Below are 12,759 nucleotides of genomic sequence, written 5' to 3'. Positions count from 1 at the left end.
TGCTCGGCCACTGGGGAACGACACCGGGCCCGCAGGGCCCCCAGCCAATATCCCTACACGCCAACTTCCATGTCCATGGCTACCAGGACGAAGGAACGACCCCGACCCCGACATGACCGTGCTCAACAGGCTCGACCGTTTCCATCCTGCCAAGGCGGTAGTCGAACGTGTCCCCTCGCTGCCCGCGATGAGGAAAGGCTTCGCCCGCTTCGTCGAAAGCAAGCTCGCGGAACATGACGCCTACATCCAGGAGAATGGCGCGGACTTGCCGGAGATACGGAACTGGCGATGGTTGGCGTCCCCCGTTGACGCGCAGTGATGGATGCTTGGCGAACTTGATCCGCGTCAATGTAGATCGTTCCAGCCGTTGTACCTTGAAAGCCAGTCCTTCACCGGAGGTTAGGAGAAGCGAAATGGCGACACTGCGGACAATCCTGCTGGCGAGTACAATGCTTATGCTTGCAACGCCCGGCTTTGCAGAAGACGCACACCATCCCGAGGCCACAGGCGGGCAGCAAGGTGCAGAAGCTGTGGAGCCGGCGGCTCCCGCCGCGAATGCGGTCGCCGCGATGCCAGGCGGCATGATGTGCCGTGATATGATGGGCGGCATGATGCAGACGATGGCCGGCGGCATGATGGCTGCCGGGCAAGGTCAAACGGGGCAGACCGGTATGGGTGCGATGGCCCAGATAATGGCCCCCGAACACATCGAGGGGCGCATCGCGTTCCTGAAGGCGGAACTCAAGATAACGCCTGAACAAGAGCCGTTGTGGAACGCGTTCGCCGAGGTTCTGCGTGCTAACACCCGGGGCATGATGGATGGCATGATGCCGGCGCAGGGTGCGGTGGGACGGGCGGGTGGTGCAGCCGCGACGCCATTGCAGCGTGTTGAAGTGGGAGAAAGATCGCTGGCCAGCCGCCTCGAAAGCGTACGAAAGCTGAAAGCCGTTCTCGTTCCCCTCTATCAGTCGTTCGAGGGGGCGCAGAAGATAACGGCCGACAAGCTGCTCGTGCCTCCTATGATGGGGATGATGTAGCTGAAGCGGCCTGGGAGGTCATTCCGATGAGCAGCGAAGCTCAACAAAACTCACACCACCACGGCACCACCGAAGACCCAGCGCGTTCCTGGCGCTCGAAAACTGCTATCGCACTGATCGGCTTTCTACTGATTGTCGGATTTCTGCTGCTGTCAGAGCATCGGGTGCACGTGCTCGGCTATCTTCCATACCTGCTCGTGCTCGCTTGTCCGCTCCTGCACATGTTACATCACGGACACGGACGGCATGGAGCGCACACACATGCCATTGAGCTGGGAGAGCAAACGCCTGAAGCGTAGATTAAACATCGCAGCGACGATTGCTCGCGATGTCGCTCCGCCGGGAGCGTGATTCAGGTTCAGGCTGTGTCCCGCGGGCGCGCGTCGGGAGTGGCGCGAGCCCTATTCGGGGAATTTCCCGTCAAACCACGAAAAAGGTTGGGAGAGCATTCGCAGCCGAGTTCGCCGGTTGGGCCTCCGCCGCGGTGACTGTCAGTCATTCTGACTGCTGTTGCCTCGAATCGAGACAACGGAAGCTCGAACGCAAACCGGCTAAACGAACCTGTTGTGCCGTGGCTCTTGGAATTTAAAGCAGAGCCGGCGCGGACCGGCTCTGTAGCTGTGTTCAGTCCCACTTCGGGGCATACTCCCGAACGCTGCTTGGCGGTTCGCCGAAGCGAGCGCGGAACAAACGGTTAAAGTGGGACAGATCGGAGAACCCCACTTGGAAGGCGATGTCGGATATTCGCTGGCGGTTATTGCGCCGTCCCGCCAACATCAGGAGGGCTCTCTGCAGTCGCAATTCGTTCACCCGCTCGGTGAACGATGTGCCGGTCATTTCCAGAAGCCGCTGCACGTAACGGGGCGAGATTTTGAGAGATTGTGCCACCGATCCGACGCTGAGCTCCGGTTTGTGGAAGGAGGTCGCAATTTCCTCGACAACCATCGCGATGCGCGCGGCCACCACTGCGCTCAATTTGCTCTCGCCCACAGTATCGTGCTGGTTTAGTGCTAGCGACGCCAGGTCGACGATATGCCCCCGGACGAGCTCGCGGCTCTCTGCCGAACCGTTGAAATGGCTCGTCTCCAGAGAGCGAATATAGTGGCGCAGCAACCGCAGAACCTCAGAGTTCCGAGGTAGGCGTCGCATGACCGCATCGTCAGGATGAGCCACACGGTCCTCCAACTCCAAGCACGGAATCAAAACCGAAATGAAAGCGAAATCCTCTCCCGACCCGACCGTGCCCGTGTCTGAAACATGTAATGGCGTGGCATCACCAATCCCCAGCCGGAGCTCGCGGCCACGATGTTTTATCTCGAGATTTCTGGTCGGGGAGATCAGCAAGCTGAACGCGTTATCCCCATCCTTGACGAGTTCTTTGTCGCGAAAGGTAATGCCCGGGCTGAATGAAGTCCGTGCGATGCGGAGGTCGTCAAATATCGGTTCAACTGAAACCCTGAACGGTGTGTCCGACAGCGGCGTGAAGTCGATGCTAAGCCACCGTCGTGCATATTCCTCCCGCCATCGGTGGATTGGATCGCGTTTCGCGGCCATCTGGCAATGCCCCCTGCCGACGCTCTTAAATACCGCACCTTTTTTTACCACGCGTGCCGACTCTGGGCAATTCGCGCACTCCTCCCATCACAGCGTGTACGTTCCTGCCCAAGACAGAAATCCGGGAAACGCGCAGTCTTCGGGAGGCGAATAGAGGTAGCGCCTACCGAATGGCTTCTTTGACGCCAAGAGGGGCTTTGACGAAGGCAGGCGGCTGAGGTGAACACATGTCGGCGCAGATGGCTCACTCAATCGGAAGGCTTACGGCAGCTTGTATTCTGGTCGTTTCGGCAACGACAACGTCTCCGGCGTCTGGGGCCGATTCCGACGGCTCGCCTTCAAGCGCCGGAACTGCTCTGGCCTCGAGGGTCATTTTGCTGCCGAGCGGGCTCGTCATCAAGCCGGGTGTATCTCCCGCGGAGATGGACTCTGCGCCCTCACAAAGAGTTCTGCTGCAAGCAATTGTCGCGTGGCTGTCCTCTGAACTTGGATTGCCTGCAATACAGGAACTGCCTGCAATTGGCTTTGCGTCGCAGAGACGAATGGTCAGCCTGCGATATCGGGACATGTCGTCAGACCGATTGAGCAGCGGTTCCGGCGCGCAAGCTTCCGGTGACATTGTTGCGATATACGACGATGAGGCGAAGATCATCTATCTGCCAGAGGGGTGGTCGGGCAAAACTCCAAGCGAACTCTCCGTCCTAGTACACGAGATGGTTCATCACATTCAGAATTTGGCCGGGTTGAAATTTGAATGTGCTGCCGCCAAAGAAGAAATGGCTTTCGAGGCGCAGGATCGGTGGCTCCATATGTTTGGCCGTGACCTGCTGAAAGATTTCGGTCTCGATCCGTTTACCGTGTTTGTTCGCTCAAAATGCATTCTCTAGGCCGTTTAGGCAGGCGCCGAACTACTGGCTTGGCTGCGCTAAAATTCAGTAATATTTGAGCTCGAGCAGCTTCTTCGTGGCAGTTCCGGCCCGACTACGACGCGGCAGGCATGAATGGCGCAGACTTCGCCCGTCTTGGGATTGAGCGCGAACTCGATGTGGCCGGCAGGAAGCCGGCTGGGATAGTATCGAACAGCCGCCTTGTAGCCCTCGAAATCGCGGAAGTCTTGCCGGTCTCGGAGCGCATGGTAGAGGATCGGGTGGAGCGAGGCGGTGCCGACCTGGCTCGGATTCGAGCAATAGCGCGGTCCACCATCCTCGGTGTCGTCGCTGTCTGCGCCGAGATAGTTTTCGGCGAGGCTGATCAGTGCAAGGGCGATGTCCTCCTCGGCTGCCAGGGCGAGTTCGTGGAAGCGGCGCTCCAACGCCTCCTCGCAGTCGAGCTGCCGGTCGAATGGCGGGCTTTCCTTCGGCGGATTGATCATCGGCATGTTCGTTCCTCCTTCGCGAAAGGGTTTCGCGGCGCCGGCAGGCGTCAACCTTTGGCGGTCCGTCTGCCAGCCCCTTTGCCGAACCGTGCATCGAATATCTTGTCCTAATTCGGATGGCAGGACGCGGTGGTCTCTTGCAGCGGCTCGAAACGGTAGCGCTTGAGCAGCGCCGCCGATATCAATCTTGCCATCCGGTCGCGTGCGACCGAAGCCTTGAGGCGGTCCCTGTCGCATCCCTCGCGTCTCAACTCGATCGGGACTGTGTAGAGAGTCTGAGTGACGAATGGCGTGATGGCCGGATAGCGCAGCACCTGGTCTCCATCGAAGATGGCGAAGGCGCAGAAAGACTCGGCCATCTTGCCGGCGACTTCCTGAACGCCACGAACTTCAACAGGGCGGCGGTACTGGTCGAGACCGGCAATCGCGCGCCTTTGATGAGGCTTCAGAACGGCCAAATCTACCGCGATCATGTTTGTGATCTCATCTTCGAGCGTTCGCAAGGCACACCTTCTCTGCCGCGCAAGGCGGTCTTGTGGTCCCCGAGGTTTCGGATTTTGGCGCCGCACCGCCGATAAATGTTCTTGGTATGTTCTCGTTTGTGATAGAGTCAATGCGGTTTCGCGGGGCGAGGGAGATTCGCTGTATCTGCGCCTATGACTTCTTGCCGCCGGACTTCTGATCAACCTCAGATCGCTGCAACTGAAAAAGCGATGGGGCGTGGACGTCGCATACACAAAAATGCGCTCTTGCGCCTCGGCTCGAGCTATCAACGGAACTTCGCTGTGGTCCCCGGTGTACAGCAATCGCATGCGCGCTTTGCGGCCGCCCCTTTCGGGCAGCGCCGCTATTCGGCGGCTCAGCGTTGCGAAGTCTTGTGATGTTTCGTTCCAGACGCCGAGCCGCGAGTGCGCCATCATCGAGAGGCAGTTCGTGAGCTCTCCGAGAAGCCTGTAATCTCGCAGTCTGATAGAGGCGTCGAAGCTTTCGAAGGCGGAGGCCATCCAGTTGCATGAGCCAAGCAGCCCAACCCAGCCGTTCGTGCGATCATCGGCAATAACAAATTTCGCGTGCGACCCGGTGCTGAAAGGATGAATGCGAATCAGATCGCGCTTGCCGGTCCCAGCAAGTTCCTTCTTTATAAACTCGATCGCATTCTGGCTGGAGTTTTTCCCCGCCTCCTGCTCCTCCTGCCCCCAGAATATGTCGACGCGTACTCCCCGCCCGGCAGCCGCGAGAACCCGCTTGCCTTCCGTCCGGAGCCAAGGAAGTCAAACACCGAACTGTTGTCGAGGGCATCCCATGAAGCCATTAATGCGTTGACCACGTCGACGCCGGTCGCCTGCCGCCCGCAAAGATCCGCAATCAAGTTGGCTCGGGCCAGCTCGGGCAGCATTTCGACGGATGAGAGCAGCATCCCGCTGGAAAGAGTCAGCCGACGATCGAAGATTTTCTCGATCTGAGCCTGGCTGAGTTCCGGCAGCCACCCAAGTTCTGCAGCCAGCCTTAGCCTTGGGGTCACGAGCGCTTGCTGAGCTTTGTGGAGATCGGACTCGCTGACAGTTCCTTCGAACTGTGCTTCATCCATCAATTCGGCGATCTCAGAGGCGGTCGAAGTATAAGAAGCGCGGAGGACGCAGAATGCATTAGAAGATAGTGCGAAGACTTCTGGCCGCATTTTGAATCAGATTGGAAGAGAAACAAATGGTTGTAGACAGGCGACAACCTTGCACAGGGAACCAACGATTTAAAGAGGTATTTTCGCATTTAGGTAGCAACTGCGACCTGAAGTCGACGTGCTGAACCCATAGAATCGCAGCGAGTGGTGAATTAGTGAGGGGGAAACAAGAGACGGGCGTCACCCGGCACTGGTCGTAATGGCGTTCTCGTTCTGTGCTCAGAAGATCGCATAATGTATCAACAGGAACCGCAAAGAATGATAGGACTGCGGCCGACGCGACTAAGCTTCGAATGCCTTTAGGCGGTGACGGTCCATCACTGTCTCTTAGAATGGCTTTATCGCTGAAGCACATAAGTGCCGGGCGCATCATCGAGCGGGGGATAGCCTTTCTTGCGGGCGCCGATGGCCGGAGGCGCCACCCGTTCCGGCGCAGAATGACTGGCAAGCCACTCGACCCAATCCGGCCACCATGAGCCGTCCTTCGATAAGGCTGCCGCGGCCCATTCCTCGGCACTGACGCCAGAATCGACCTCGCGCGTCAATGCGATGCGAAAACGTCTGCCGGGATGGTCTGGTTCGGAGACGATGCCGGCGTTGTGGCCCCCGCTTGTCAGCACAAAGGTGACGTCGGTATCGGTGAGATAATGTATCTTGTAGACCGAACGCCACGGTGCGACATGGTCTCGCTCCGTCCCGACGACGAACATGGGAACGCGGATGTTCTGGAGGTGAGCCGGGCGTCCGTCAACGATGAAACGGCCGGAGGCAAGTTCGTTGTCGAGATAGAGGCGCTGCAGATATTCCGCATGCATCCTGTAGGGCATGTGGGTCGAGTCCGCGTTCCACGCCATAAGATCGCTCATGGGGGTGCGCTCACCGATCAGGTAGTCGTGGACGAGGCGCGACCACACGAGGTCGTTGGTGCGCAGCAGTTGAAATGCGCCCGCCATCTGGTCGGCGGAGAGACAGCCGCTGTTCCACATCATGCTGTCGAGATAGTGCATCTGGCTATGGTCGATGAAGCGCGCCAGTTCGCCAGGTTCGGAGAAGTCCGTCTGGGCAGCGAACAGCGTCACGGATGCCAATCGCTTGTCTTCGGCGCGCGCCATCGCGGCCGCCGCGATCGCTAAAAGCGTCCCTCCCAGGCAGTAGCCCGTCGCGTGGATCTTGCTTTCAGGAACGATGGCGCTGACGGCATCGAGCGCGGCCATGATTCCCAGCCGCCGGTAATCGTCGAGAGTGAGGTCGCGGTCCTTCGCGGTCGGATTGCGCCAGGAAATGCAAAAAACTGTGTGGCCTCGCGACACGAGATAGCGGACGAGCGAATTATGCGGCGAAAGGTCAAGGATGTAATATTTCATGATCCAGGCGGGCACGATCAGGATCGGCTCGGCCAGGACGTTCTCGGTCGCGGACGCATACTGGATCAGCTCGATCAGGTGGTTTCGGTAGACGACCTTTCCGGGCGTCGCCGCGATCTCCCGTCCTACGCGGAACGCTTCCGTCCCGACCGGGGGCTGCCTCATGGCCAGCCGGCTGCAGTCTTCGAGCCAATTGCGGAATCCCTGCGCGAAGTTCGCCCCGCCCGTCTCCATTGCCTTGTGGATCACTTCCGGGTTGGCGAAGGGAATGTTGGACGGCGAGAACATGTCCAGCAGCTGACGCGCGGTGAAGGAGACGACGTCCTCGTGGTGCGGTGTCATGCCGGGGACGTTGCGCGTAACATTGTGCCACCACTGCTGGTACAGCAAGAACGCCTGAGCCCAGACGGTGTAGGGTTGCTTTTGCCAGCCCTCGGCGCGAAACCGGTTGTCTCCCGGCAGCGCCTCAATGCAAGGCGGCGCGTACGGACGCGTGGCGGCTTCAGCCATGTAAGTCAGTAGCAGGCCCCAATTCCGCGCTGCCTTGTCGGCAATTTCCATCCGCTTGCCCGGAGCCGATGCGAGGTGGATCGACCAGTCGAAGAAGGCGAGCGCCAATGCGGCAGGTGAAAGACCTCCTGTCGCCATTGCACTCAGAGCCTCACGCATCCGATCGATCGCCCGAAATGCTTCACCATCCGAGCCCTCGTTTTCGTGAGGCAGCGCCGATTGGGCCGCTATCGAGTTGGCCGACCCTGCTTCCGTCGCGCGGTCGGCGGCCAAGCCCGGTCTGTCACACGTCTTCATCGCGAAACTCCATTCAGCTGGTTCTCAGGTCTGTGCAAGTCAGCCTTTTGGACTCCCTTAAGTGGCATCGACGGGCAGGTTCGGGTGGCCTTGAGCGGTAGGACGGCACATCAACTTGCACAGAAGAGCTCAAGTCCGTCATTGTTCGGTAGGCGCACGGCGTCGTGCGGAAGGCGGTGCGTTCTTGCCAAACTTTGCCATCAACATAGGACCTCGGGAACGTAAAACCTCAAGCATCTTATCGTAGTTGCACCCCGGTTGTACGTGTCGGCCACACTTCAAAACCCGGCACGGCGACCTTCTCTGCGTGGACCGACCTGTTCTCGAAAATCCAGCGGTCACAGGGCTGAGCGTGCAGCTCGACCAGGTCGTCAGTCTTCACGAGCCCTGTGCGCGGCTTGTTACGAGCGTTCACGTCCCGGCCTAATAAGATCGCGTAACGCATCGCGTGGAACTCTGCGGTCTCGACAGCTTGCTGATAAAGGCTGCTCCCGCGCCGCCATCTCGTGTTAGCCATAGGGGTTTACCCCCTATGTTCTTTAGGAGTCACGAAATCAGGGTAGCTTAGGAGGCAAAGGGAATGGAAAGGGGAGGGGGTGGAACGGTACCATAAATGGTCCCCGCATCCTCCTGAAGATGAGCCCTCGAATTCTCCTGAAGTTGTAGATGCTTCTTGGGAAGTCAATTCGGTCACACCAGAGGCTGTCATTTTCGTCTTCATCGTTGTCTCCTTTTTTGCGCTCAAACCGTCAGTCGATGATCCTGGCAGCGGTAGCTCGTGCCGCGCACGAGAGACACTCAAGAAGTGTGCCAGCTGCCCTGAAAAAGCCGTTCCGGCATGAACTTCAATGGCTTCAATGAAATACGGCGACACCTTGCCGAACAGCGCCGTGTCGCGGCCTAGACAAACCCGACAGTTTTGAGGCAGCGCAAGTGACGCCGAGAGCTCGAGGAGATCAGGCAACAAAGGAGGGGCGTTCCGCGTTGGCTTCGGTCCTATGCGGGCCTTGGCTGCCCTGTCCCATAGTGACCATGCACACAGGCTGCTCAGGTCGCGGATCCGGATCGAAGCGGCCGCACCACAGACGCCCTTTTACGGCTCAAGACCCCAGGACGGCATGCCCCAGCCGGCGCTGAGATCCTGAGGGCAAAGATCGCCACCGGTACGATAAAGTTCCAAGCACATGACAGCAGGTGCACGCCTTGTCGGCTCTTTGGCAATACGTCCGATATGAGACGCCGCGTTGTTAGGGTGATCCCATTGTTTGGAAATGGTTTTGCGATTGGCGCGGCAGTTGCTTGGACAAAAGGCGACAATCCTATCGCACGAATGAGCAGGAGTTCCTCCATGCAGCCTCGCCGGACAAGCAGTCACCATCCGGAGATCAGTGCAAGCGAGGTCCGCCTCCGCCGGAACCGGAATGGCTCAGCCAATCCATTCCGTTTGTGCCGGGGTGACAAACCTTCCCGGCGCGGTCAACAATGGGTATCAAGGCGCCGGGTTGCCCGCCCCATAGAGCCCCTGCGGGGCAAAATCGTTGAGCCGCTCACCGAGCCGAGGGTCCGGTGCTGGCCCGCACGGTTCCACACCTTGATCGTCAGCGTATCCATGCCGCGCTCCCGTCCAGTCCCGACAATTCGATCGCTCTCCAGCAAAGGACAACACCATGCTCCAAACATACGTGCAGTCGCCGAACGGCCCGATCCGCCCTGCCGCGCGAGGGCAGCGCAAAGCCGGTCCATCAACAGCGGCGGCGCGCGCTGAGCACAAGTCTGATGCGCCACAACAGACATCAAACGGGAGAAAGCTTGGGCCCAACACCAAGGCGCTGGGCGAACTGATGAAGCGCGTCATCGTCGGATCCGTCACCCCCTGCCTTCTGACGGCCCCCTGTACCCTTCTACTGCGGTTCTTGGGATGCTCGCCGTGTGTGTCGTGACGTGAAGCGTAGCGAAACGTGGCGTGCACCATAGGCGACGGCCCGAATTGGCGTAGCCTCCCTGAACCGAGCCGATTCGTCGGGAGCGACCTACCGCCCCCTGTGCCTCGAGCACCTGGGGGGGACGCGTGCCCCGTCGGATTGGCCGTGATCGATGCCCCGTGGGGAGTTCGCGCCGGACCTGAGCTTTTTCCGAGCGCCAGTACAGGGATCGGCGAAGGTCGCGGTGGCTCGTCTGCTCGAACGGGGAGAAGGCATGACTGATCAAAGACATTGTTATGCTGGCGTCGACTGGGCGTCGGAGAGCCATCATGTGTTCCTCACGGACGGTGATGGCCGAAAAATCGACGAAAGGGTCTTCAGGCACGGCGGCGAAGGGCTCGCCGAGATGGCGGCCTGGCTGATGGCGACGAGCGGCGCGGTTGAGGGGGACGAAATCCAGGTCGCAATCGAGGTGCCGTACGGCCCCGTGGTCGAGACGCTGATGAAGCGCGGGTTCAAGGTGCATGCCATCAATCCAAAGCAAATGGATCGTTTCCGCGACCGCTTCACCCTGGCCGGTGCCAAGGACGACAGCCGCGATGCCGAGGTGATGGTCTCCGCCCTGCGCACCGATCCGCGTTGCTTTCGGCTGCTCGCGGTCTCCGACCCCGTCGGCATCGAATTGCGCGAGTGGTCGCGCATCGCCGAAGACCTCAGCGCCGAGCGCAACCGGTTGACGAACCGTATGCGCGAGCAGCTCTGGCGCTACTTCCCCGCGCTGCTTGAGCTCGAAAACGACCTCGGGGCAGGGTGGTTGCTCGACCTCTGGGAGACCGTGCCGACACCGGACAAAGCCGCGCGCATCCGCGAGGCGACGATCGCCAAGCTTCTCAAGCGCCATCGCATCCGCCGCTTCGACGCCGCCCGCGTGCTCGATATATTGCGCCAGCCGCCGCTCAAGGTCGCCGCCGGAACGACTGAATCCGCTAGCGCCCACGTCACCACGCTGATTGCCCGCATTCGCCTCGTCAACCGGCAGCTCAAACAGGCGCATCATCGGCTCGATGGCCTGACCGTCAGCCTTATCGCAACCGCGGAGGCGGAGCCGGGGCAGAAGAAGCAGCATGACGTGGAGATCCTCGCATCCTTGCCGGGAGTGGGAAGGATCGTCCTCGCCACGCTGCTCGCAGAAGCGTTCGATGCCCTGCAGCGGCGTGACTACGCCGCCTTGCGCAGCTTGACAGGAGTCGCGCCGGTCACCAAGCGCTCGGGCAAGAGCTGCATCGTCGTCAGAAGACAGGCCTGCCATGACCGACTGGCCAACGCCATGTACCATTGGGCGCGCGTCGCCGTTCAACACGACCTCCGAAGCCGATTGAAATACGCCGCCCTTCGAAGCCGAGGTCACAGCCATGGTCGAGCCCTGCGATCTGTCGCCGACCGCCTTCTTGCCGTCGCCTGCGCTATGCTCAAAACTGGCACGACCTTCGACCCCTCTCTGGCCGCTCAAAAATCCGCTAGTTAAACGGTGGGGAGTCCCCCCCCCCGTCATTCGCCGCCGCAGACGACGTTCTGTTTTCCTCCGACGATGGCAATTTCATCGTCCTCGGCGGAATTGGGTTGCCAACATCAAGGCCCAGGAATTTGTCTATCCCGGCGTCGGCGCGTGCACAGAATCAGGTTGGGTGAGCAAGGGCCACAAGTGCAGCCAGCTGAACTGGAGGAGCCAGGGCATTACCCTTTTCACCGTCGGTGCCGACGCGCAGATCGACAACGACTGGAGCTTGAACGGCAGCGTCAACGTTGGCACCGGCGGCAACGGTCACTTGGTCGACTACGATTGGCTGAGCCGCGGGCACCATGACTGGAGCCACCGCTCTATCCATCCCCTCACCGAACTCGATCACTATGTCGCCGGAGCGATCGAATTGGACCGGATCATCTACGGCAATGACACCAGCAGTGTCGCGGTCGGCGCCGGTTTGCGCTATACCGACGTCAAGTGGACGGCCTACCGCGGATGGGGGGACTCATTCGAGCGAGGAGGGCTTCCGCGATATACCCCTTGAATGGCCAGACTGGGAAAAGGGCATCAGCTACCGGCAACAGATTCCGGTTGCCTTCGTCAGCCTGAGCGGCGAACAGGCATTCCGCGATCTTACCATCAGCGGTGGCATTCAGGGTGGCTTGAGCTTTGGTATCAGGGGTGTTGACGACCATTTTGGCGGCTCGCGTTATCATGTCCGCTATCATGATGACATGGAGCGCCGACAATCGGCGCCACTATTGCGGCCAACTACGCGTTGACTCCAGGTGCTTCGCTCTATCTTTCCGGTTCATTCGAGCGGGTGTTTCACAAAGGCGGCGATATGCAAATAGACGATATCGCAAAGGGCACACGCTCCCCCTGGACAAAGGACGGGGCCGGCGCGAACTTCCAGTCGATCTCGGTCTCCTTCGGGCTCAAGGGCTCGTTCTGATTGACAAAGGCGTCAACACGAGCGTCAACCCATTGCTAAGATCGAAATCGGAGGGCGCCAGGGGCTTGTTCGAGGTTGCCCCTGCGCAGCAACATTTCGTCGAGCCGCTGTCACAGCTGCGGCCCTTCTCATCAGCTCGTCCAAAACGCATCTGCTCAGGCATCCGCCGTGCCTTACTATCTTTGCCGTGAACCCGAAGTAGGTAGCCGGCCTCACGGTATGTCCAGACTATATGGACGCGTTCGCCCAATAGCCGAAGCGCCGGTCGCAGATGCTTCTTGCGGAGTTAATTCGGTTACACCGTAGGCTGCCATATCGGTCTTCATTGTGGTCTCCGTTTCTCGCGCTCAAGCGAGCGCCTGGTGCTGCCCGACGGCAGTTCCTGCGCCGGCAACGAGAGAGGCGAGAAACGTGCCAACTGCCGGAGGGAATTCAAAAAAACCGTTCCGCAACTTTTCAATCGTTTGCACTTCAGAGTGCAGGGCGCACATCGTATCGCGTAGATCGCCAACCCGACAGCAGGGGAGGGCAAGGGGCCCCCG

At 59.8% G+C, this 12,759-nt stretch carries 12 protein-coding genes; 7 read left to right on the top strand and 5 right to left on the bottom strand.

The window, feature by feature from the left end:
* Nucleotides 1-112: 112 nt before the first annotated feature.
* The 3 genes from ILFOPFJJ_RS32445 (at nt 113) to ILFOPFJJ_RS32435 (ending at nt 1,336) form a co-directional block, all read left to right on the top strand.
* A complete protein-coding gene (locus tag ILFOPFJJ_RS32445; RefSeq protein ID WP_246299976.1) occupies nt 113-319 on the top strand; it encodes a phosphoketolase family protein in 207 nt (68 codons plus the stop codon).
* A 94-nt stretch (nt 320-413) separates the two neighbouring features.
* Entirely contained in the window at nt 414-1,037 is a 624-nt protein-coding gene (locus ILFOPFJJ_RS32440; RefSeq protein ID WP_173514552.1) for a Spy/CpxP family protein refolding chaperone, read from the top strand.
* Between the two features lie 26 nt (nt 1,038-1,063).
* Nucleotides 1,064-1,336, top strand: a complete 273-nt coding sequence (locus ILFOPFJJ_RS32435) for a DUF2933 domain-containing protein (RefSeq protein ID WP_173514551.1) — start codon at nt 1,064-1,066, stop codon at nt 1,334-1,336.
* A gap of 325 nt (nt 1,337-1,661) precedes the next feature.
* On the opposite strand, the gene ILFOPFJJ_RS32430 is transcribed toward ILFOPFJJ_RS32435, so the two are convergent.
* Complete coding sequence (locus tag ILFOPFJJ_RS32430; protein WP_173514550.1) at nt 1,662-2,591, bottom strand: helix-turn-helix transcriptional regulator; 930 nt, start codon at nt 2,589-2,591, stop codon at nt 1,662-1,664.
* Between the two features lie 227 nt (nt 2,592-2,818).
* Here ILFOPFJJ_RS32430 and ILFOPFJJ_RS32425 point away from each other — a divergent pair, with 227 nt between their 5' ends.
* A complete protein-coding gene (locus ILFOPFJJ_RS32425; protein ID WP_173514549.1) occupies nt 2,819-3,478 on the top strand; it encodes a DUF6647 family protein in 660 nt (219 codons plus the stop codon).
* Between the two features lie 38 nt (nt 3,479-3,516).
* On the opposite strand, the gene ILFOPFJJ_RS32420 is transcribed toward ILFOPFJJ_RS32425, so the two are convergent.
* From ILFOPFJJ_RS32420 to ILFOPFJJ_RS32405, 4 genes are all read right to left on the bottom strand, one after another.
* Nucleotides 3,517-3,969, bottom strand: coding sequence for a hypothetical protein (locus tag ILFOPFJJ_RS32420; protein ID WP_173514548.1), 453 nt, complete (start codon nt 3,967-3,969; stop codon nt 3,517-3,519).
* A 104-nt stretch (nt 3,970-4,073) separates the two neighbouring features.
* Nucleotides 4,074-4,469 carry a hypothetical protein gene (locus tag ILFOPFJJ_RS32415; RefSeq protein WP_173514547.1) on the bottom strand — a complete coding sequence of 132 codons (396 nt, stop codon included), beginning with the start codon at nt 4,467-4,469 and terminating at the stop codon, nt 4,074-4,076.
* Nucleotides 4,470-5,104: 635 nt separating this feature from the next.
* Nucleotides 5,105-5,554 (bottom strand): hypothetical protein, encoded by a 450-nt coding sequence (locus ILFOPFJJ_RS32410; RefSeq protein ID WP_173514546.1) that lies wholly within the window; start codon nt 5,552-5,554, stop codon nt 5,105-5,107.
* A 428-nt stretch (nt 5,555-5,982) separates the two neighbouring features.
* Nucleotides 5,983-7,815 (bottom strand): PHA/PHB synthase family protein, encoded by a 1,833-nt coding sequence (locus ILFOPFJJ_RS32405; RefSeq protein WP_173514545.1) that lies wholly within the window; start codon nt 7,813-7,815, stop codon nt 5,983-5,985.
* A gap of 2,196 nt (nt 7,816-10,011) precedes the next feature.
* Between ILFOPFJJ_RS32405 and ILFOPFJJ_RS32400 the strand changes: the two genes are divergently transcribed.
* The 3 genes from ILFOPFJJ_RS32400 to ILFOPFJJ_RS35705 all read left to right on the top strand — a co-directional run bounded on the left by ILFOPFJJ_RS32400 (nt 10,012) and on the right by ILFOPFJJ_RS35705 (nt 12,217).
* Nucleotides 10,012-11,262: an IS110 family RNA-guided transposase gene (locus tag ILFOPFJJ_RS32400; RefSeq protein ID WP_173514544.1), complete on the top strand. Its 1,251-nt coding sequence runs from the start codon at nt 10,012-10,014 to the stop codon at nt 11,260-11,262.
* A gap of 160 nt (nt 11,263-11,422) precedes the next feature.
* Nucleotides 11,423-11,806, top strand: coding sequence for an omptin family outer membrane protease (locus ILFOPFJJ_RS36370; RefSeq protein WP_312032774.1), 384 nt, complete (start codon nt 11,423-11,425; stop codon nt 11,804-11,806).
* A 204-nt stretch (nt 11,807-12,010) separates the two neighbouring features.
* The gene (locus ILFOPFJJ_RS35705; RefSeq protein ID WP_376741490.1) at nt 12,011-12,217 is read left to right on the top strand and encodes an omptin family outer membrane protease; all 207 of its coding nucleotides are present in this window, start codon (nt 12,011-12,013) and stop codon (nt 12,215-12,217) included.
* Nucleotides 12,218-12,759 lie beyond the last annotated feature (542 nt).

The organism is Sinorhizobium psoraleae (genome assembly GCF_013283645.1).
GTDB lineage: Bacteria > Pseudomonadota > Alphaproteobacteria > Rhizobiales > Rhizobiaceae > Sinorhizobium > Sinorhizobium psoraleae.
Note: the sequence above shows the minus strand (reverse complement) of the source record. Positions and strands in the feature narration are given on the sequence as shown.

What these genes read in the sequence shown, in the direction of transcription:
- ILFOPFJJ_RS32440 (WP_173514552.1), top strand. Translation starts at nt 414, where the DNA reads ATGGCGACACTGCGGACAATCCTGCTGGCGAGTACAATGCTTATGCTT.
- ILFOPFJJ_RS32405 (WP_173514545.1), bottom strand. Translation starts at nt 7,815, where the DNA reads ATGAAGACGTGTGACAGACCGGGCTTGGCCGCCGACCGCGCGACGGAA.
- ILFOPFJJ_RS32400 (WP_173514544.1), top strand. Translation starts at nt 10,012, where the DNA reads ATGACTGATCAAAGACATTGTTATGCTGGCGTCGACTGGGCGTCGGAG.
- ILFOPFJJ_RS32430 (WP_173514550.1), bottom strand. Translation starts at nt 2,591, where the DNA reads ATGGCCGCGAAACGCGATCCAATCCACCGATGGCGGGAGGAATATGCA.
- ILFOPFJJ_RS32410 (WP_173514546.1), bottom strand. Translation starts at nt 5,554, where the DNA reads ATGGATGAAGCACAGTTCGAAGGAACTGTCAGCGAGTCCGATCTCCAC.
- ILFOPFJJ_RS32445 (WP_246299976.1), top strand. Translation starts at nt 113, where the DNA reads ATGACCGTGCTCAACAGGCTCGACCGTTTCCATCCTGCCAAGGCGGTA.
- ILFOPFJJ_RS32435 (WP_173514551.1), top strand. Translation starts at nt 1,064, where the DNA reads ATGAGCAGCGAAGCTCAACAAAACTCACACCACCACGGCACCACCGAA.
- ILFOPFJJ_RS32425 (WP_173514549.1), top strand. Translation starts at nt 2,819, where the DNA reads ATGTCGGCGCAGATGGCTCACTCAATCGGAAGGCTTACGGCAGCTTGT.
- ILFOPFJJ_RS32420 (WP_173514548.1), bottom strand. Translation starts at nt 3,969, where the DNA reads ATGCCGATGATCAATCCGCCGAAGGAAAGCCCGCCATTCGACCGGCAG.